At 38.6% G+C, this 20,054-nt stretch carries 17 protein-coding genes and 1 pseudogene; 10 read left to right on the top strand and 8 right to left on the bottom strand.

The genetic code is table 11. The annotated features are described in order from the left end of the window. Positions 1 to 48 precede the first annotated feature (48 nt). Positions 49 to 594, bottom strand: a complete 546-nt coding sequence (locus AC559H_RS00730; RefSeq protein WP_026787525.1) for an opioid growth factor receptor-related protein — start codon at positions 592 to 594, stop codon at positions 49 to 51. A 63-nt stretch (positions 595 to 657) separates the two neighbouring features. After that, positions 658 to 1,962, bottom strand: a complete 1,305-nt coding sequence (locus AC559H_RS00735; protein ID WP_026793414.1) for a glutamate-5-semialdehyde dehydrogenase — start codon at positions 1,960 to 1,962, stop codon at positions 658 to 660. Between the two features lie 96 nt (positions 1,963 to 2,058). On the opposite strand from AC559H_RS00735, the gene AC559H_RS00740 reads away from it, so the two are divergent. The 4 genes from AC559H_RS00740 to AC559H_RS00755 all read left to right on the top strand — a co-directional run bounded on the left by AC559H_RS00740 (position 2,059) and on the right by AC559H_RS00755 (position 7,564). Beyond that, entirely contained in the window at positions 2,059 to 2,202 is a 144-nt protein-coding gene (locus AC559H_RS00740) for an alpha/beta hydrolase (protein ID WP_158442054.1), read from the top strand. Positions 2,203 to 2,246: 44 nt separating this feature from the next. Next, on the top strand, positions 2,247 to 3,380 hold the full coding sequence (locus AC559H_RS00745; protein WP_026793415.1) for a glycosyltransferase family 4 protein: 1,134 nt from the start codon (positions 2,247 to 2,249) through the stop codon (positions 3,378 to 3,380). 191 nt (positions 3,381 to 3,571) lie between these two features. Then, positions 3,572 to 6,136 (top strand): GAF domain-containing protein, encoded by a 2,565-nt coding sequence (locus tag AC559H_RS00750; RefSeq protein ID WP_026793416.1) that lies wholly within the window; start codon positions 3,572 to 3,574, stop codon positions 6,134 to 6,136. 90 nt (positions 6,137 to 6,226) lie between these two features. Further along, a complete protein-coding gene (locus AC559H_RS00755; RefSeq protein WP_026793417.1) occupies positions 6,227 to 7,564 on the top strand; it encodes a DUF262 domain-containing protein in 1,338 nt (445 codons plus the stop codon). A 57-nt stretch (positions 7,565 to 7,621) separates the two neighbouring features. On the opposite strand, the gene AC559H_RS00760 is transcribed toward AC559H_RS00755, so the two are convergent. Next, on the bottom strand, positions 7,622 to 8,263 hold the full coding sequence (locus tag AC559H_RS00760; protein WP_026793418.1) for a hypothetical protein: 642 nt from the start codon (positions 8,261 to 8,263) through the stop codon (positions 7,622 to 7,624). Positions 8,264 to 8,337: 74 nt separating this feature from the next. Continuing rightward, positions 8,338 to 8,877 carry an HD domain-containing protein gene (locus AC559H_RS00765; protein ID WP_026793419.1) on the bottom strand — a complete coding sequence of 180 codons (540 nt, stop codon included), beginning with the start codon at positions 8,875 to 8,877 and terminating at the stop codon, positions 8,338 to 8,340. Between the two features lie 164 nt (positions 8,878 to 9,041). Between AC559H_RS00765 and sbcD the strand changes: the two genes are divergently transcribed. Continuing rightward, positions 9,042 to 10,262 carry an exonuclease subunit SbcD gene (sbcD, locus tag AC559H_RS00770; RefSeq protein WP_026787518.1) on the top strand — a complete coding sequence of 407 codons (1,221 nt, stop codon included), beginning with the start codon at positions 9,042 to 9,044 and terminating at the stop codon, positions 10,260 to 10,262. 5 nt (positions 10,263 to 10,267) lie between these two features. Here sbcD and AC559H_RS00775 read toward each other — a convergent pair whose 3' ends face one another. Beyond that, on the bottom strand, positions 10,268 to 10,966 hold the full coding sequence (locus AC559H_RS00775) for a methyl-accepting chemotaxis protein (protein ID WP_026793420.1): 699 nt from the start codon (positions 10,964 to 10,966) through the stop codon (positions 10,268 to 10,270). 566 nt (positions 10,967 to 11,532) lie between these two features. Between AC559H_RS00775 and AC559H_RS00780 the strand changes: the two genes are divergently transcribed. Both AC559H_RS00780 and AC559H_RS00785 read left to right on the top strand, forming a co-directional pair. Then, positions 11,533 to 13,020, top strand: a complete 1,488-nt coding sequence (locus AC559H_RS00780; RefSeq protein ID WP_026787516.1) for a trypsin-like peptidase domain-containing protein — start codon at positions 11,533 to 11,535, stop codon at positions 13,018 to 13,020. A 35-nt stretch (positions 13,021 to 13,055) separates the two neighbouring features. Further along, positions 13,056 to 13,634, top strand: coding sequence for a PPC domain-containing protein (locus tag AC559H_RS00785; RefSeq protein ID WP_148292185.1), 579 nt, complete (start codon positions 13,056 to 13,058; stop codon positions 13,632 to 13,634). 31 nt (positions 13,635 to 13,665) lie between these two features. Here AC559H_RS00785 and AC559H_RS00790 read toward each other — a convergent pair whose 3' ends face one another. Together AC559H_RS00790 and AC559H_RS00795 are read right to left on the bottom strand one after the other, a co-directional pair. Next, the gene (locus AC559H_RS00790) at positions 13,666 to 14,013 is read right to left on the bottom strand and encodes a hypothetical protein (protein WP_026787515.1); all 348 of its coding nucleotides are present in this window, start codon (positions 14,011 to 14,013) and stop codon (positions 13,666 to 13,668) included. An 89-nt stretch (positions 14,014 to 14,102) separates the two neighbouring features. After that, the gene (locus AC559H_RS00795; RefSeq protein WP_199918694.1) at positions 14,103 to 15,383 is read right to left on the bottom strand and encodes an RNA-guided endonuclease InsQ/TnpB family protein; all 1,281 of its coding nucleotides are present in this window, start codon (positions 15,381 to 15,383) and stop codon (positions 14,103 to 14,105) included. Positions 15,384 to 15,581: 198 nt separating this feature from the next. Between AC559H_RS00795 and tmk the strand changes: the two genes are divergently transcribed. Genes tmk through AC559H_RS00810 form a run of 3 tightly spaced genes read left to right on the top strand, consistent with a single transcriptional unit; the run spans position 15,582 to position 19,482 of the window. Then, positions 15,582 to 16,226 carry a dTMP kinase gene (gene tmk / locus AC559H_RS00800; RefSeq protein ID WP_026787514.1) on the top strand — a complete coding sequence of 215 codons (645 nt, stop codon included), beginning with the start codon at positions 15,582 to 15,584 and terminating at the stop codon, positions 16,224 to 16,226. 15 nt (positions 16,227 to 16,241) lie between these two features. Next, entirely contained in the window at positions 16,242 to 17,204 is a 963-nt protein-coding gene (locus tag AC559H_RS00805; RefSeq protein WP_026787513.1) for a DNA polymerase III subunit delta', read from the top strand. Positions 17,205 to 17,241: 37 nt separating this feature from the next. Continuing rightward, a complete protein-coding gene (locus tag AC559H_RS00810; RefSeq protein ID WP_026793421.1) occupies positions 17,242 to 19,482 on the top strand; it encodes an FUSC family protein in 2,241 nt (746 codons plus the stop codon). A gap of 81 nt (positions 19,483 to 19,563) precedes the next feature. Here the strand turns inward: AC559H_RS00810 and AC559H_RS00815 are convergent. Further along, positions 19,564 to 20,054, bottom strand: a pseudogene (locus AC559H_RS00815) (DUF4912 domain-containing protein); the annotation flags it as partial.

Here is a 20,054-nt window from a genome sequence, read left to right on the forward strand (position 1 = left end):
ACCCTCTAACCTATCATTGGTTAGGGGGGCTTTTTTTGTCTAACTCCTCTAAATTTTATTATCTAAACCAACAGCATTTTTCCAATAACTATAGGTTTCTGACCCAATTTTATCCTTTTCTTCTTGATAAATTTCATCTAAACATTTAAACAATGCTTTGGCTTCATTTTCTAGTCCTAATAGCCTTAAACTGGTTAAAATTCGAGTCAAGCGTAAATAGTTATGATCTCGCCAATCAATCCAATTTGTTTTTCTTTGTTGATAGTTTTCACCTTTAATAATTTTTATCTCTTGAGAGGGCTGAGATTCCAATTTTAATCCATAAAAATTTAACATTAATAATAAAGATTTAAGTAAACGTTTTTTTAATTCGGGAGTGTTTCTAAAGGTTTCAATAATAGAGGGATTTAAGGTTGGCGCATTTCGATTAAAATTGCTTTTTTCAAGTAGGGGAAATAACCATTGAATATAATCATGGGTATATTCTAAACGGTCGTGTTTCCATTGCCAAATATCTTCGATTTTCCGTCCTTGAGCATCAGGAGATAAACCCAAATAGAAAAGAATCAGAATATCCTGATTGTTTGAATTCATAACAAATGATCCTTGGATAATTTTCAGGATTAGCCAAGGATTAAAAACCCCTGGCTAATTTCATTATAAATCTCGATGGGTAAACGGTTTAGCATTACTCCCAGAATAGGTTTCTACAATATGTCCGTCCCCAACGACTTGATATTTATAAGTAACTAACCCTTCCAAACCAACGGGGCCCCGGGGAGGCATTTGTTGGGTACTAATTCCTACTTCTGCACCGAAACCATAGCGAAATCCATCCGCAAATCGAGTTGAACAATTATGAAAAACTCCCGCCGCATCGACTTGATTTAAAAAGGTATTGGCTGTGGCTTGATCTTCTGTTATAATAGCATCGGTATGACCGGAACCATAAGTATTAATATGGGCGATCGCTTCTTCTAAATTACCGACTATTTTAATAGATAAGATTAAATCACTATATTCCGTTGACCAATCTTCCGCCGTTGCGGGTTTAATATTAACAATTTTTAGGGTTTGATCATCCCCGCGCAATTCGACATTTTTAGCTTGTAAAACCGTTACCGCTTCTAATAAAAACCCATGGGCGATATCTTGATGGACTAATAGGGTTTCCACCGCATTACAAGCCGCCGGATATTGGGTTTTTGCATCAATTGTAATAGCGATCGCTTTTTTAATATCCGCCAATTTATCAATATAAATATGACAAATACCTTCGGCGTGACCTAATACTGGAATCCGAGTATTATCCTGAACAAACTTCACAAAAGAATTAGACCCACGAGGGATAATTAAATCTACATAATTATCTAATCGTAATAACTCTAAAATTTCTTCCCTGGTAGTTAATAATTGTACTGCATCGGGATCAATTGCTGTTTGTGATAATCCTTGACGAATGGCTTTAACCAAGGCTTGACAGGAGTTAATCGCCTCTTTTCCTCCTTTCAAAATCACCCCATTTCCCGATTTAATCGCTAAAGCAGAAATTTGAATCACCGCTTCCGGGCGAGCTTCAAAAATTACCCCTAAAACACCCAATGGACAGGTAATTCTTTTTAAGATTAAACCCCGATCTAATTCTCGATGAATTTGCACCACTCCCACCGGATCAGACAATTTGGCAACATCTCTTAATCCGGCAATGGTACTATTTAATTTAGTCGTATCAAATTTCAGACGATTATATAAAGGTTTAGCAATTCCTTCAGCTTCGGCGGCAAGACAATCGGCTTCATTTGCTGTAATAATTTCCGATGCAGCCGCTTCTAAAGCCTGAGCAACGGCTTCAATCGCTTGATTTTTTTCTGCTGTTGATAATATCCCTAATTTCTGAGCCGCTAAACGAGTTTTTGCAGCAAGTTCCACTAAAGGAATAGAAAGATTTTCCGAGACTGTCATTGTTAAAATTTAACCCCAAATTAGTCAAAAATTACTATTTTCCCATCATAAATCATCACCGTAGAGACGTGCCACGGCGCGTCTCTCTCTCTAGCAGTGATCAGTCTATTACCCATTACCCTGTTACTGAGCGAAGTCGAAGTATTACCCATTACCCATTACCCATTACCCATTACCCATTACCCATTACCCATTACCCATTCCCTGTTCCCTATTCTTAACAGCGATCGCAAATTCTGAGATGATGGGGAAGCTCGGACTATTGATATCAGTGTATAGCTTGTATGCGAATTGCTCTTTTCACTGAGACTTTTTTACCCAAAATTGATGGGATCGTGACGCGGCTGTGTCATACGGTGGAACAGTTACAACGCTTAGGAGATCAGGTTTTGGTGATTTCTCCCGCCGGGGGACTCACGGAATATAAAGGGGCTAGAATCTATGGAGTGGAAGGGTTTCCCCTACCCCTGTACCCAGAGTTAAAACTCGGTATTCCCCATCCGGGTATCGGTGTGGAATTAGAAAAATTCCAGCCCGATCTGATTCACGTTGCCAACCCAGCAATTTTAGGGCTAGGGGGATTATATTACGCCAAAAAGTTAAATATTCCTTTGGTGGCGTCCTACCATACCCATTTACCTCAATATTTGCACCATTATGGTCTAGGAATGTTGGAGGAGGTACTCTGGAGTATGTTAAGAGCGGCCCATAATCAGGCGCAATTAAATCTTTGTACCTCAACGGTGATGGTAAAAGAACTGCAAGCCCACGGAATTGAAAGGCTAGATTTATGGCAGAGGGGAGTAGATACAGAAATGTTTCAACCTTCTTTGGCTAGTGTGGAAATGCGCGATCGCCTTAGCCTGGGAAACCCGGACTGTAATCTATTACTATATGTTGGTCGTTTAGGTGCAGAAAAAGAAATTGAACGAATTAAACCAGTTTTAGAGAAAATTCCCAATTCCCGTTTAGCCCTGGTGGGAGATGGCCCTAACCGTCAAGTCCTAGAAGCCCATTTTCGGGGAACTCCCACCCATTTCGTCGGTTACTTGCGAGGAAAAGACCTGGCGACGGCCTACGCCTCGGCTGACGCCTTTATTTTCCCCTCCCGTACCGAAACCCTGGGATTAGTGCTATTAGAAGCCATGGCCGCGGGAACCCCCGTAGTCGCCGCCCGGTCTGGGGGGATTCCCGATATTGTTACCGATGGCGTTAATGGCTATTTGTTCGATCCGCTTCAGGAAGATGGAGCGATTACCGCGACTCAACGGTTATTTGCCAATCCCCAAGAACGGGAAATCCTACGCCAAAATGCCCGTTTAGAAGCCGAACGTTGGGGATGGGCCGCCGCAACACAACAACTGCGCTCCTACTATCAAGGAATTCTAAGCCGTTACTCCCTGCCCTCCGTTGCCTAATATTCAGTGGAAACTTCAAGCCCCAGGCAAGGATGTCAACCATGACCATCCTTTGTCTGTTATCATCTACTCAATTACTCAATCTATTAATATCTTCTAGTTGGGAAGGTTTCTATTCGAGCAAACCCAGTTAACTTCCTCTGATCAGAGTTTTTCAGTTCTCTATCCCTCACCCAAACTATCCCCTTCCCATGACTTTTTCTAATGCTGGTAGCATCTTAGCTACGCTGACACAAGTGGATCGTATGGGCCTATTGGCGGCGCGTGTTAAGAATCTGCCAATTGGGGAATTTATCTGTATTTTAGATTTTATTACCGCAGAATTTCAGCAATTTCTTCGGGCAATTGATCTGATTAATAATGAAGGAATAGAGACCCTATTAGAACAATTACTCGATGCCTTTACCCTCAAAATTGGGCAAATTCTGCAAGCCGATCGCACGACAATTTTTTTAGTCAATCGCGGAAAAAATCAACTCTGGTATACCAAAGTTGATGAAGAAACCGGACTAGCAAAAGAAATCCGTTTACCAATGGATTCGGGGATTTTAGGATATGTTGCCCGCACGGGTCAGGGAATGAATGTCAGCGATGCTCATACCTGTGAATTATTTGATGTGGATGTGGATGAACCCCCCGGATATTATGCCCGCACCATTCTGTGTATGCCGATTTTTAGTAGCCAAAATCCAGAAGAATCCGTGGCGGTGGTACGGTTATTAAATAAAGCTGGAGATACGGAATTCACCGAGGAAGATGAACAACAATTTCGAGCTTTTGCTGATTCAATTGGGATTATTTTAGAAAGTTGTCAATCGTTTTTTGTTGCCGCCCGAAATCAACGGGGAGTCGCCGCTTTATTAAAAGCAACAACAACTTTAGGGCAAAGTTTGGATTTAGAAACAACCTTGCAAGCGGTGATGGAACAGGCGCGGGATTTAATGCAAGCCGATCGCAGCACCTTATTTTTATTACAAAAAGAAACTCAAGAATTATGGACAAAAGTAGCTAATGCCGATGGTTCAAAAATGATAGAAATTCGGATTCCTGCTAATCGTGGAATTGCCGGATATGTAGCTTCAACGGGTCAAGTTTTGAATATTCCTGATGCCTATTGCGATCCTCGGTTTGACCCCAACACTGACCGCAGGACGGGCTATCAAACCCGAAATATTTTATGTATGCCAGTGTTTAATGCGGCCGGGGAATTAATTGGGGTGACTCAGTTAATTAATAAACATAAAGGTAGTTTTACTAATTCCGATGAAGAATTTTTAAGGGCGTTTAATTCTCAGGCGGGAATTGCCTTACAAAATGCTCAGTTATTTGAAAATGTCATGGTGGAAAAGCAATATCAGAAGGATATTTTACAAAGTCTTTCTGATGTGGTGATTTCCACGGATTTACAAGGAAAAATTGTCACGATTAATGATGCAGCTTTGGAATTATTGGGCTGTCCAAAACCACTCGTTGGCGATCGCTCTATTCGTCAATATTGGGAAGAAAAATTAGCCGGACGTTATGTTTGGGAAGTCCTACCGATTGAAAATTTAAGATTCCGTTTAGAAGATAGTCTCCGCCATGCCGCCCGTCATTATGTTCCTGAACAAAGTTTAACCGTCGGTTTAATTAAACAGGAAGAAACTGAAGGAGATGTGATTCAAACTAGCTATATTTTAGGTATTCCCGATCGCTCTAATTCGGAAATTTATCATCCCTGGGGAGAACCCACAGACCCCCAACCCAATAATATAACCTATCCTAAACAACAAGTTCGACCAATAGAACGCAGTATTAATTTAACCGTTAATCCCCTCACCAATCCCGAAGGAGGAGTTAGAGGGGGGTTAGTTGTTTTAGAAGATATTAGTCGGGAAAAACGGATGAAAACTACCATGTATCGGTATATGACTCCGGGGGTTGCTGAACAGGTTATGGCTTTAGGAGAAGATGTTTTAATGGTAGGAGAACGTAAAGAAGTGACTATTTTATTTTCCGATATTCGTGGTTATACAACCTTAACAGAAAACTTAGAAGCCTCGGATGTGGTGGCGTTATTAAACCAATATTTTGAAACTATGGTAGAAGCGGTTTTTTCCCATGAAGGTACTTTAGATAAATTCATTGGGGATGCTTTAATGGCGGTGTTTGGAGCTCCCCTGCCCCTGCGAGATAATCATGCTTGGATGGCGGTACAATCGGCTTTAGATATGCGTCGCCGCCTGAAAGAATTTAATCAAATGCGACCCGATGAACCACAAATTAGAATCGGTATTGGCATGAGTTCGGGTGAAGTGGTATCGGGAAATATTGGTTCACAAAAACGCATGGACTATACTGTTATTGGGGATGGGGTAAATTTAAGTTCTCGCTTAGAACAAATTACTAAACAATATGGTTGTGATATTATTATTAGTGAAATGACTTATCATTTATGTCAAGATAAAATTTGGGTGCGGGAATTGGATCGGGTGCGGGTGAAAGGCAAGAATCAAGCTGTGAGTATTTATGAATTAATTGGTAATCGGTCTATTGATTTAGATGACCAGGTAAGAGAGTTTTTAGATTGTTTTAATCAAGGGAGAGTGGCTTATTTAGCGAAAGAGTTTAAGCAAGCAATTCGGATTTTTGAAGAAGCAAAAAAAATGCGTCCTGATGACCGGGCGGTACAAATTCATCTAGTGCGATCGCAACAATATTTACAAACTGCTGTTCCTGAAGAATGGGATGGAGTTTATACAATGACAACCAAATAAAGCCCTGTGAAACAGTCAGTATTTACCGATTTATTTTCACAGCTTGCTATAATCAAGTGCCTATTCCCTTAAATAATTTTACTAAAAAATATGAAAGCCTCGGAAACCAAACTACAAAAAATCCTAGAAGGAACCCAACAATATCTCGTTCCCCTCTTTCAACGTCCCTATAGCTGGGAACGTCAACAATGGGAGAATTTATGGGACGATCTAATAGATTTGACCGAACAGGAAACAATGAACCCTCATTTTATGGGTTCTATTGTCACGATGCAGACGGTTTCTGTCCCTGAAGGAGTGTGTAAATATTTATTAATTGATGGGCAGCAAAGACTAACAACGATTTTAATTTTAAAGGAAACTAACAAATATATTAGTGATTCTCTGATGCGGATCAAAAGGCTAGAATTAACTACGGTCTATCCGTTTCTACTCAATTGTTACGATGATTACAGCGACGGTAAATTTACTGTTGATGAATTTGTAGAAATCTTAAAGATTCTTGAAAATTTTATTATTCGGCGTTTTGTTTGCAACTTTGCCACTAACTCCCTCAACAAAATGTTTCCTTCTTTATACAGTCAAATTAGACAAAAAATTGATAAAAACTTTATGGACGGGTTAAAAGAAATTCTTTCCCTAAAAAACTATCCCAGCAATGATCAGTTTAAATCGATGTTAAAAGAAGTGGAACTTTATGCGACTAGGGTTAAAGCAGAAAAAGCCAAACTAATTTTAGAATCAATAGAACAGTCATTTATTCATAAAGAAAGGGTATTTTTTGAGAATCTTTCAATCGAACACATTATGCCTCAAAAGCTCAATAAAGATTGGGAAAAATCTTTGGGCGAAGATTGGGAAACAACTCACCAACTGTTGCTACATACCCTTGGAAACTTAACTCTAACTGGATATAATCCTGAACTTTCTAATAAACCTTTTGATAAAAAACGGGACATTTTACTAGAAAGTAATTTACAATTAAACGAGTATTTTAAAGATAAAATAAATTGGAATAAAGAAGATATTGAAAAGAGATCAGAAGATTTAGCAGAAATCTGTTTAAAAATATGGCCTTACTTTGGGAATGTTTTACAAAAGCAAAAACTAGAGGGTACAGTTAGACGAACAAAACCCAGAGTATTATCCGTCCGTAACGAAAAATATCCCGTTAAAAATTGGCGAGATGTGTTGGAAACCACCCTCAATATTGTTGCTGACTTAGATGAAGATGTGTTTCAGGGACTAATTCAAGACTATCCTCGTTTAGTAAATTGGAATAATCAAAAGTTTAGATACACTAGAACTCTCAAAAATGGAGCTTTTGTTGAAGTTAACTTATGTGCGGAAGATATTAATTCATTTTGCTTAAAAGCAATTCAAAGAGGCGGATTAAGTTCCGAAGAATGGCAAGTTGAGACGATTTAAAAATCTGATGGGGTGACAACGCCGTCAGCGAATTCGTACTTTTCCCGCACGATTTAGCTACTTACCTTGTCGTTTAACTTCCTGTTCAATTTGATTCGGAATATTATCTATTTCTGTTGAGAGTTTTTCCAGAGATTGTTCCACCTTTTGATGCAGTTCATTCATTTGATGTTGTTGTAAATTTCCCCATTGAGGCAATTGATTAATAAATTGTTGTAAATCCACAATCACATGGGTTAAACTATTCATCTGGTCTAACTCAGGGCGTTTTTGGAAAGCTTGCACGACAATTTCTAGCTCCGATTGCATCATACTTAAAGTCTTTTCCAATAGATTTTGACGTTCTAAAAGATTTTGAATCACCGCCATTAAAGATTGCAATTCCTGAGCTAATTGAGGATTGGGATTAATTGCTAGTCCCGAAGATAGATTTAAAGTGGAGATAGTTCTTTGTAACTGATCCATGAGTTGATCTAAATCCGCTTGATGTTGCTGAGTTAAACTTTTATTTGTTGCACTATTTTTCCGAATTTGTTGGGCTAATAATTGACGATTCAGCCAATTTAATCCTAGGGCGAAGGCACCCGGAATTGCTGCATAGGTGATTGGTTGTCCCGTGAGCAAACCAAAGGAACCGATAATTGCTGCAATAATAAAGATTAATTCGACGAGTTCCGGCCATTGCTTTTTATTAAACATATTATTTGTATTAAATTCAAAGGGATAGGAGCTAAAGGAGTTGATACTAGGAAAGGAATTGAATCATTGTCACCCTACCATTTGATCATGGGTAAAGGATTCCGCCGATGGGTTAATAATTCTGTCTTTCCAAGATTTAGTAGATTTTCATGAAATCCTAGGTTGGGAAATGTATCTAAGACTTTTTGAAGATCATTTTTTGATAGATCAAATGATCTTTTCCCCATTGATACATCAATCCAGTCCGCTTTTCTAAATACTTCAACTAAAGGATATTTACTATCTTGATATCTTCTGATTTTATGGTGTTGATCGATCATCAACCCAATTTCATCTGACCACTGTTCTTTGCCATTATCCTGCAAATATTTTTTGGCTACCTCTATAGAAGGCTCCAAATAATCGACCGTATTATCTGTCCAGATTCCAATATCATGAAAACAACCAGCAATCACGAATTTTTCCTGATCATCCTGCGTAGATTGATGTAGTATCAGGCAAAAATTAACCACCCGATAGACATGGTTTTTATAGGGTTGATATTGACTTCCTATCGTTCCCTTCCACTGCTCAAGGATTTGTTCCAATAAAGGAATGCGTTTTTGAATTACCATCACTTTTCTTTACGGTTTGCCAAGGAACTAATTATACTATAATTAACAGGACTTACGCAAATTTGGGGATGTAACCCTATATGTAGGGGTAATTCATGAATTACCCCTACTATTGATAGCGGTGATGCGTAAGTCCTGATTAATTAACTTTAGTAAAATTAGTAATGATTAAAATATTGCATCTTTCGGATATTCATTTAGGAAGTGGTTTTTCCCATGGACAAATCAATCCTGAAACGGGCTTAAATACTCGCCTAGAGGACTTTACGGCTACCTTGGGACGTTGTATTGATCGAGCGATCGCAGAACCCGTAGATTTGGTCTTATTTGGCGGAGATGCCTTTCCTGATGCGACTCCCGCCCCCTATGTCAAACAAGCCTTTGCCGCCCAATTTCGGCGGTTAGTGGATGCAGAAATTCCCACGGTTTTATTAGTAGGAAATCATGATCAACATTCCCAGGGACAAGGGGGAGCCAGTTTAGGGATTTATCGAACATTAGGAGTTCCCGGTTTTGTAGTTGGGGATAGTTTAGCAACCCATACGATTCAAACCCGCAACGGTGCGATTCAAATTATTACTTTACCTTGGTTAACTCGGTCAACTTTATTAACTCGTCCCGAAACAGAAGGATTATCTTTAGAAGCCGTTAATCAACTCTTAATTGATCGTTTAACTGTCGTTTTAGAAGGAGAAATTCGGCAATTAGACCCGAAATTACCAACTATTTTATTAGGACATTTGATGGCGGATAAAGCCAATTTAGGAGCGGAAAGGTTTTTGGCTGTTGGTAAGGGATTTAATATTCCCCTGTCTTTATTAACTCGCTCTTGTTTTGAGTATGTAGCATTAGGTCATGTCCATAAACATCAAAATCTGAATCGGACTAATGATCCCCCAGTTATTTATCCAGGGAGTATTGAGCGAGTGGATTTTAGCGAAGAAAAAGAAGACAAAGGATTTATTTTAATTGAAGTCGAAAAAGGTCAAGTTAAATGGCAATTTTGTCCGTTAACTGTGCGATCTTTTTGTACGATTAAAGTGGATCTTTCTAAATCTGATGATCCTCTCCAAACCTTAATTAAAGTGATTGAAAAAAATCACATCCAAGATGCAGTTGTTCGGTTAATTTATCAACTGCGTTCCGATCAATTAGATTTGATTAATAATACAGAATTATACCAGCTTTTGAGTGCCGCCCATAGCTATACGATTAAACCGGAATTAGTTAGCCAATTAGCCAGACCTCGTTTACCTGAATTGGATTCTGGTAGCAGTATTGATCCCCTGGATGCGCTCAAAACCTATTTAACCAGTCGGGAAGATTTACTAGGATTTCAAACCGAAATGATCGAAGCGGCTCAACTGCTATTAGCGGGAGAATAATAGAATTAAGATTCAGACGGGGGAGAATCATTCCGGTGTTTTAAAGTTCGTTCAATTAACTCAATTAAACCTTTACCATTGGAGTCTAAATTTATTTGTTTCTCAGGAGTATAATCTAAGAATTGAATCAACTCAGGACTAATATTCTTAGCTTGTTCCACAATTAAAATAATCAAATTAGGATTATAATTATCAATCAGGTGTTTTAATTCCTTCATCACCATTTCCACTCGTTCTAACTTCAAGGAAACTGAGCGAGAAATACCGGATTGATTTTGAGCAATATCTTGGAGTTTGTGAACATGAAATTTAAAATGATTAGCCATCTTATTCATCTGCTGATTAATATTTAAAATTTGATTCAGCATTTGATTAATTTCTTTATTAATTTGATTGAAGCCTTGAGGTGTAGATTGGGATTGATAGGCGACAATCGATCCTTTAACAGCTAAATGACGAATTTGTTGGATAATTTTATTAATTAAATTAGAAGCGGAGTGCATTGAGTCTAAATCATCAGCAATAGACGTACTGATCTCTTGGATATGATTGGTATTAGAATTAATGGAATTAGTATTGACAACAATTTCATTAAAAGATTTGTCTGTTTCCTTTTTTCCTAAAGTGGTGGAACTGACTCGAAAATCATGAGAAAGGACAAAAGCTAAGGTAGAATCAAAAGTTATGGAAGATTGGCTGCTCATTCACTTTAGCGGTTTGGCGCAAACAAGGGTAATTCTAAGATCATATTGATCATATTGGATTATTTTGTCAAGTTCAACAGCTACAAACTCGTTTTATTAATTATTACTGCAAGAGTGAATTGATGAACGCATGAATTTTGGTAGTAAATACAGTTGCCAAAAATCCAACTAATTCTGCTCAATATTAGTCATTTTGATAGCTAAATACCAATAATAAGCAATTTTAGCGAGGGGGTTTTTCATTATTAAAAGGAATAAAAAAAGGAATAAAGGGTTTGCCGTTTAATCCTGTGGTGCTTGACTCACCACGAATGACTGGACTTTAAGCCTTTGAGTAGGTTTGAGTAGGTTTAGTTGAATGGTAATTACCCATTCTCCCCCAACAACCGTTAAAATCAGAAGTTGAGTTGCGACCGAAGGTCGGGAATTAACCCTAGTTTCCTTTTGTTGAAGTGTTGATTAGATTCAAAATTGAAGCGGTAGACCCGCCCCGCTTCACCTTGGAGATGCCACCAGAGCCTCTCAATTGATTAAACTTTAGGTGGGATATCTATAGAACCTGATTAATGAATTTTTTATCTTTGCGATTAACAACATTGGGACTGTTGACCATTGGAGCCTTAATTCATGTTCCGGTTGCCAATGCAAACCTATCAAAAACCATTTATCCTGCCCCCCCATCCTCCCTTCCTGCTAAGGATTTAATCTCTAATTACGGTTTTGATTCTCCTCTGATTTTGGCGGCTGATAAAGAAGAAGAAATCAATATTAAAGTCTATGAAAATGCCAGTCCCGCCGTGGTTTCCATTGATACAAAAAAAACTAATGGCAGTGGAACCATTATTAGTCCCGACGGTTTAGTATTAACCAACGCCCATGTTGTATCCGGCGGAGGCACCGTCACCGTCACCCTAGCCGATGGCCGCAAGTTAGAAGCAGAGGTCATCGCCTTTGGAGAACCCGGACTCGATTTAGCCGTGCTGAAAATTCGCAATATTCAAAACTTACCCACTATTCCCATCGCTAGTCCCAATTCGGTGAAAGTCGGTCAACGGGCCTTTGCCATTGGCAACCCCTTTGGCCAATTCCAAAATACCTTAACCGTAGGAATTGTTAGTCGTTTAGACCAAAACCGTAATTTAATTCAAACCGATGCAGCGATTAATCCAGGGAACTCTGGGGGCCCCCTGCTGAACAGTGATGGGGAATTAATTGGGGTGAATACGGCGATTTTTACCAGAGGTCAGGGCGGGGGAAATATTGGTATTGGTTTTGCCATTTCCGTTGACCGGGTTCCCCCATTTTTACAAGCGGTGAAAGAGGGACGGGCATCTCGCACCCCGACGGCGGAAACCCCGGCTTTTGAAAAGGAAAATGCCAAACAAATTCAATTAAATGACCCGGAAGTGACGGATACTTTGAAACAGGGAGATGAAGTTTTACCCGTTGATAATAGTTTTTATCATGTTTATGCTTTTGAGGGGAAAGCGGGTCAACAGGTAACGATTGAAATGAATAGTAATGAGATAGATTCCTATTTAATTTTGTTAACAGAAGATGGAGAGGAGTTGGCTCAAGATGATGATGGGGGAGGAGAGAAAAATGCCAAAATTACTACCACTTTACCAAAGGATGGAACTTATCTTTTATTAGTTAATTCCTATGAGGCAGGAGAGGCGGGAGTCTATCGTTTACGCTTGAAAGCAACGGAATCTTCCTCCAATTCGGAAACAGGTCAACTGATTTTAAATGAAAAAGGAGTATTAGAAGATCAGGATTCTGTTTTGTCATCCGATGGTAGTTTATATGATGAATATACCTTTGAAGGAAAACAGGGACAGTCTATTTTAATTCGCTCAGAAAGTCAAGATTTTGATTCCTATTTGGCATTATTTGATCCCAAGGGCAAATTAATAGCTGAAAATGATGATGCCAGTCAATCCGATAAAAACGCAGAAATTCGGGTGACTTTACCCGTCACAGGTCAGTATCGAGTGGTTGTCAATGCTTATGATAAAACAGGTCGAGGTCAGTATTTATTAACTGTCCGTTAGCGACTGAATCATCCCACACACATATTGAGGTTTTTATGCGATCAATGTTAATCTGGACAACAACAATGGGTGTATTCGCGGTGCTTCAGACCCCATTATTGGACGTTATCAAAGTCTCTAATTCCTATCCCTTAAGGGGTTTAGTCCTTGAAAAAGTCCTAGCCCAAGAAACCCCTAATCCTGAACCTTCCGCTAGTCCTGAACCTCCGGTGGAGGAAACACCCTCACCTAGTCCAGAACCCTCTCCAGAACCCTCTCCAGAACCCTCTCCGGTACTCACCCCTCCGGCATCTGCTCCCCTATTATTAGATAAGCAAGGTGAACTCAAAGAAGGAGATCAAGTTTTAGCGTCGGATAAGAGTTTGTATGATGAATACACTTTTGAAGGAAAAGAAGGTCAACAAATCACTATTTCATTAGAAAGTTCTGAATTTGATCCCTATCTTGCCCTGTTTAATTCTGAGAATGAATTACTGCAAGAACACGATGATATCAGTCAAACCAATGCCAATGCTGAAATTACTATCACTTTACCCAAAACCGGAACCTATCGAGTGATTGTTAATGCTTATGATAGTAAAGGTAGAGGAAAATATTTACTCAAAATCAAGTAAATAAGGGAGACGTGCCCAGGGTGCGTCTCTGCTACAAAGCAATACTTTCTAATAGTACCCAATAGCGATTATCAATAATTAATTGACTGATTTGTTCAAAAATGTCTCGACAGTGATTCTGGCTTTGTAAAGGTAGGGATTCATTTTTAATAAAAACAGTCATTTTAGTTTCGTCTATCATCGCAGTGGCGGTATCAAAAACTATTTCAGCAATCACTAATTGATTCACACTCACTTGACCAATATTTTCCCTGGCAATAATAGAACTCGGTGTTTGATAGGTGATTTCTAGGTTACAGGATTTCAAAATATCAATCATCATCGGTCGGATATCTTCGAGACCGACATTAACAACAAAAAATCCGGTGTAGCGGGCCATAGGGAACTCCAGATGTGCAATAAATTAATTAGAACTTCAAAGGGATTGACACTCTCAGGTCTGAAGACGCTGAGATTCTGCAGACAGAATTAGTTTAATCTAATTCTCGTTACGACTGCCGCATATCGTCTACTGAGTTGATTAAGCGACAAACCTAATCTTCCCGATACTTTTTTTAAAATATTAGCTGCACCATTTAAGTCAGCATTAACAACAAAACCATCAGATGTCCGATAAAGACCACGCTTAATTCTGTTTCCAGATGCTTTCCACCCCATCGGTTTCTCACCGTATTTAGGTAGGGAGTCCCCATCTAAGAAACTAGCTTTTGAAGTATAGGCTTCCTCGGTTTCAATAAACCTAATCCCGTGTACATCACAAAGTTGTTTTACACGGGATTTTAGTGTACTCAAAGGCATTTGGACAAACTTTTGATTGTTCAAATTACCCAGATTAGCATTAGTTTTGAAACCTTCATTCCAACCAATTACCAGTGTTCCAATACCATATTTAAGACAGTGGTTAATAATTAGTTTTGCTGCTTTATTAATCCCGTCACGCATTTGGTGATTGCGCTTACGAGTTACACAGTCTAACCAATTATCCCAATAATCTTGGGATTTACCTTCTTTACGAGTTGATACTTTTTTGTTCCAAAGTTGATTTTTAGCTTTTAAATCTCTGGCATCAATCAAAAAGGAATTTCCCAAGGTATCAACACAAGCTGCTAAATTGTCGGCAGTACCTAAATCAATAGACAAGGCTTTATTAATATCTAATTCATGGTTTTGTTTCTCTACTTCATAAGACATTTCTAAATAAAAAGCACCATTCTTAGGAAGAATCGTAAACTCTTTAACAGTAGAATAATCAAGATTTGATGGCATGGACAAGAAAAATTCAGATACCCCAAACCATCTTTTAACTGTTAGTCCCAGGGAAAACCTAAGTTGACCATCAATCAATGTTGGTCTTTGTCCTCCAGAATTGGGATAGGCAACTTTGAACAACTTTGAACCTTTTAAATAACCAGGAGGTTTAGGTCGAAAATGTAATTGACCTTTTTTATGTAAATCTCTCAAATTCTTAAAAGATTTAAAGGATTCTGTTACCGACATTAGGGTCTGCTGCATCGGTGTTGATGGCATTGATTGTGCCAATAAAGATTTTGATACCGATGGTTCAAATGCTAAATCAAATTTTCCCGTTAATAATTTACCTGTCTTAAAAAACGTTTGACGGGCAAAATAAATCCCTGTATTGTACAATTTACCCGATTGTTGACAAAGATATTCTATCAACGCACGGGTTTCTGGATCTGGAGACAACAAGATTTGCTGCACTCCCATTGTTTTACTTGCTTTAGTCATTGACTCGACTATCACGACCATGTTGGTTTCTTTATGATAGCATTACTAAATATTTCTAGGGGAATAAATTCCCCTGGGTCGTGTTTCCTCTGGTGGTCTGAAGACACTGAGTTTCCACACTCCCATCCTTTTTTTATGATCCATTCCAGACCTTATCATATTTATACAACGTTTTGAATGCCAAGAGATAATTAACAGATGCAGGGAAAATTAATTGTTTTTGAAGGAGTGGAAGGAGGGGGGAAAACCACTCAAATGCAACGTATCCAATGCTGGTTACAAGGTCTGATAGATACCCCGGTGATCATCACACGGGAACCTGGGGGCACGCTATTAGGCCAGGAGTTAAGACGGTTATTATTAGAATATCAGGGGGATGAACCCATCGAAAATCGGGCAGAGTTATTAATGTATGCCGCCGACCGCGCCCAACATATTGAGGGATTTATCAAGCCTTTATTATATCAGGGAAATATTATTTTGTGCGATCGCTACACCGATTCAACGATCGCCTATCAAGGCTATGGTCGAGGTTTAGATCTCAATTTAATTCATCAGTTAAATCAAATTGCCACTCAGGGGTTAGAAAGTGATTTAACCATCTGGTTAGAAATTGATGTGGAAATCGGACTCGCCAGAACTCGAAATCGAGGTAAAATGGATCGGATGGAACAAGCTAATTTGGAATTTCATCAGCGTGTACAACAGGGATTTCAACAATTAGCTCAAGAGCACCCAGAGCGAATTATACCGATTAATGGGATGTTAAATCTTGATCAAGTCACAGAAACAATTCAATTAATTTTAACTCAAAAATTAACAGCCTGGGGATTCGCAATTTAGGGTGATCAAAATAACATGAATACCTTTTTTGACCAATTAATTGAACAACAAGCCGCCATTGAGTTATTAACCCAAGTTGTAGCCCAAAATCGCATTGCTCCAGCCTATTTATTTGCCGGGGTTGATGGTATTGGTCGGACATTAACTGTTAACTGTTTTATTGAATTTCTATTTTGCCAAAATCCCGATAAACCTGTCAATCAAAAACAGATTCATTCTCGTATTCAGCAGAAAAATCACCCGGATATTTTATGGGTAGAACCCACCTATTTACATCAGGGAAAACGACTTTCTCCCAAAGAAGCGACAGAAGCTGGAGTCAAACGGAAAGCCCCCCCTCAAATTCGGATTGAACAAATTCGAGAAATTAGTCAATTTTTGAGTCGTCCTCCCCTAGAAGCATCTCGGTTAATGGTAGTAGTTGAACACGCGGAATCCATGCCGGAATCCGCCGCCAATGGACTTTTAAAAACCTTAGAAGAACCAGGAAAAGCTACAATTATTTTAATAGCACCCGGCATTGATTCTTTATTGCCAACTTTAGTTTCTCGCTGTGCTAAAATCCCCTTTTACCGTTTAACAGATGCAGGCATGATTCAAGTCCTAAAACGCCATAATTTTGATGATATTATATCCCATGCTGAAATTTTAGCTATGGCACAAGGAAGCCCCGGACAAGCCATTTACCATTGGCAACAATTACAAACTATTCCTGTAGAATTTTTAAATAAAGTCAAAAAGCCTCCCTCTAATTTAAGATTGGCTTTAGAGTTAGCAAAGGAAATTAGTCAAACTTTGGACAGTGAAGCGCAACTCTGGTTAGTTGATTATTTACAACATTGTGATTGGCAAGATCAACAAAAAACCGGAATTATTGATCAAACCTTCTTAAAACAGTTAGAAAAAACCCGACAATATTTATTAAGTTATGTGCAACCTCGATTGGTTTGGGAATGTACATTAATGAGTCGATTTTAAAAAAATGAGAATAGGAAAATAGGTAGTATAATTTTTTATGACTAAAACATTTTTAAATCCACAATTTAGTTTTCTATTAAAACCCAGTGGAAATCTCAAATTAGCCAGGGCTTTGAGATTAACTATTGCCCTATCTGTTGCGTTAGCCGTGGGAAAATTAACGGGTCATTCTGATATGGGTTTTTATGTGGGTCTGGATAGCTTATTTTTTCTGTTGAGTGATACTGGGGGATTTTATTCGGCTAGGGCTATTTCTCTATTATTTACAGTTTTGGTTTCCACTTTATTTGTTGCTTTGGCTACCTTGGTTTCACATATTCTATTACTTAAACTCATATTTTCATTTTGTAGTTTATTTTTAGTCGGCTATATGAGTTTATATGGACACCCAGGAGTTTTGTCTGGAATAGTAATTGGTTTGTTTACTTTATTTACCCTAAATTTACCCTCTGGAGGTTGGGAAATTGTCAGTGAAAGAGTGATTATTTGTCTAATAGCTGGAACTTGGACAATAGTATTGTGTTTGGGTATTTGGCCATTAAATCCCTATCTTCCTTTAAAAGAATCAATTAGTCAGTGTTATCAAGCTATTGCAAAATATATTAATCAAGCTAAAAATATATCTGAATCTCAAGAATTAAAACACGTTATTCAACTGCGAGAAACCCTACAGAATGCCCGTCAAGCCTGGACATTAGACCGAAAATTAAGATTAGGAAATACTAGGTTAGGGGAATCAGCTATTATTTTAATTCAGGATGCGGATAATTTAATTACATCCATTGTTACGGTAACAGAATTAGTCCAACTTCATCAAGATGATCCTCAATTTGTGACCGTCCGTATTTTAGTCAATGATGCTTTAGAAAAAATTGCTTCATTTTGTCTAAATTTAGTTAAACTATTATGGAATAAATCGGTTTCCGTTGATACAGGTTACTTACAATCTATTGTAACAGCGATCGCCCAACAAAAACAACTCCAACAAAAAACCATAGCCGATCATGCTGAAGATTATCCGGCTTTAGTTGTTATAGAACAGATTATTTCTACCTTAGAAACCATTATTATTCAATTAGATTCTACCGCATCCACCGTCATTCAAATCAAAAATAATCAATCAATTAATCGTATCCCAAAAGACAAAATTTTATCCGCAGAATCAGAATTATTATCAGGAAGTAAAACCCCATCTTGGTTTGATTCTTTACGAGATAATTTTACCTTTGACTCCAGCTTTTTTCGTCACGGACTCCGGTTAAGTATCATGACCACAATTGGAGTAGCTATTTATAGTATAGCAGAACTTCCCCAGGGAAATTGGTTAACTATTACAATTTTAGTGGTCTTACAGCCTAGTTTTGGCAATACCTTTCAACGATTTTTTCATCGGATGTTAGGAACAATTTTAGGCGCGATAATTACCCCGATTTTTTGGCTACTAATTCCCAGTCAATTAATTTTACAAACCATTAATTTAAGTTCAATTGTGATCGGATTTGCTTTAATTCCTTTTCATTATGGTTTAGCTGTATTCTTTATCTCTATATTTGCCATTGGAGCAGAAATGAGTAGACAGGGGGGAGATTGGAAAGTCGCAATGATTCGTTTTCTCTGGACTTGTGTGGGGGCAGCCTTAGCTTTTGTCGGGGCATTTTTATTATTTAGACCCAATGAAAAAGAACAGTTATCGGTTAAATTAGTCAAAGCGATCGCAGCCTCTTTAGATTACTTTAATGCGGTTTTATCGGTTTATTTAGGAACAATCCCTTATGATTTAAACCTAATTATTAAACAACGACAAAAAACCCGTTTAGCCTATTTTAATGCTCAAGCAGCCTTACAACAGTTAAGTAGTGATCCGAATACCTCAGCTACGGATATTGAACCGAAAATGGCACTATTAATTTATTTACATCGATTTAGTCGTTCTGTGAGTGTTTTATTCGCACAACTTGAGCATTTTAGTGGCACCGAACCCCATCCCGAATTAGCGAATTTTGTTGAACAAGTTAATCAATTTTTTCTACCTCTAATTAGCTCTATTTTAACCGGAACTTTACCGCCTGCCTCACCCACTTTTGAACCTTCAATTCAAACCATACAAACCCACTTACAAACCTTACAAGTAACTCGCCTCCAAGAATTTGCTACCGATCAAGACTATACCCCTACCCGTCAAATTTTAAAAGATTATACCATTCTAGGAATTGAACTTAATCAAATGCTCAATTCCCTCAACTCTATTGATTCTACCGTTGTCCGTTTAAACCAATAAAAAACCCCTCAAATCAGATCGAGGGGGGGATAATTTCTGAAAACTATATTATTAACAGTTTGATCTCAAATTGATTTCAAATTAATGAATCCATTCGGGTATCGCTTCTTCTTTCGTATTAGTCCGACGTTCCGGGGTTTCACGCACAAACTTGAGATGGACAGAACGGGTTTGTTCTCCATCGGCGGCTACGGCGAAAATCGGGAAGTCGAGTAAACCATCTTGGAAAGACATCTGTAAACGGAATGTACCATCGGAGTTCAGTTTAATCGGACGTCCACCAATAGTTAAGTTAGCACTAGGTTCGGTCGCCCCATAGACAATTAGTTCAGCGTCAGCCACTAACCAGAAGTCCCGGGGACGTATGGGAGGCATTGAAGCGCCCATCCCAATACCAGACATTCCCATCCCAGACATTGTATAGCCAAATCCAGCACCGGATTCCGTATAACCCACACCCGATTGAGTGTAACCAACACCGGATTGAGTATAACCAACACCGGATTGAGTATAACCAACACCAGACTGGGTATAACCTAATCCAGCACCGGATTCCGTATAACCAACACCCG

It is taken from the genome of Planktothrix prolifica NIVA-CYA 540, assembly GCF_963864145.1.
Classification (GTDB): domain Bacteria; phylum Cyanobacteriota; class Cyanobacteriia; order Cyanobacteriales; family Microcoleaceae; genus Planktothrix; species Planktothrix agardhii.

Coding starts and splice junctions, on each gene's coding strand:
- AC559H_RS00730 (WP_026787525.1), bottom strand. CDS start 594: ATGAATTCAAACAATCAGGATATTCTGATTCTTTTCTATTTGGGTTTA.
- AC559H_RS00735 (WP_026793414.1), bottom strand. CDS start 1,962: ATGACAGTCTCGGAAAATCTTTCTATTCCTTTAGTGGAACTTGCTGCA.
- AC559H_RS00745 (WP_026793415.1), top strand. CDS start 2,247: ATGCGAATTGCTCTTTTCACTGAGACTTTTTTACCCAAAATTGATGGG.
- AC559H_RS00750 (WP_026793416.1), top strand. CDS start 3,572: ATGACTTTTTCTAATGCTGGTAGCATCTTAGCTACGCTGACACAAGTG.
- AC559H_RS00755 (WP_026793417.1), top strand. CDS start 6,227: ATGAAAGCCTCGGAAACCAAACTACAAAAAATCCTAGAAGGAACCCAA.
- AC559H_RS00760 (WP_026793418.1), bottom strand. CDS start 8,263: ATGTTTAATAAAAAGCAATGGCCGGAACTCGTCGAATTAATCTTTATT.
- AC559H_RS00765 (WP_026793419.1), bottom strand. CDS start 8,877: ATGGTAATTCAAAAACGCATTCCTTTATTGGAACAAATCCTTGAGCAG.
- sbcD (WP_026787518.1), top strand. CDS start 9,042: ATGATTAAAATATTGCATCTTTCGGATATTCATTTAGGAAGTGGTTTT.
- AC559H_RS00775 (WP_026793420.1), bottom strand. CDS start 10,966: ATGAGCAGCCAATCTTCCATAACTTTTGATTCTACCTTAGCTTTTGTC.
- AC559H_RS00780 (WP_026787516.1), top strand. CDS start 11,533: ATGAATTTTTTATCTTTGCGATTAACAACATTGGGACTGTTGACCATT.
- AC559H_RS00785 (WP_148292185.1), top strand. CDS start 13,056: ATGCGATCAATGTTAATCTGGACAACAACAATGGGTGTATTCGCGGTG.
- AC559H_RS00790 (WP_026787515.1), bottom strand. CDS start 14,013: ATGGCCCGCTACACCGGATTTTTTGTTGTTAATGTCGGTCTCGAAGAT.
- AC559H_RS00795 (WP_199918694.1), bottom strand. CDS start 15,383: ATGACTAAAGCAAGTAAAACAATGGGAGTGCAGCAAATCTTGTTGTCT.
- tmk (WP_026787514.1), top strand. CDS start 15,582: ATGCAGGGAAAATTAATTGTTTTTGAAGGAGTGGAAGGAGGGGGGAAA.
- AC559H_RS00805 (WP_026787513.1), top strand. CDS start 16,242: ATGAATACCTTTTTTGACCAATTAATTGAACAACAAGCCGCCATTGAG.
- AC559H_RS00810 (WP_026793421.1), top strand. CDS start 17,242: ATGACTAAAACATTTTTAAATCCACAATTTAGTTTTCTATTAAAACCC.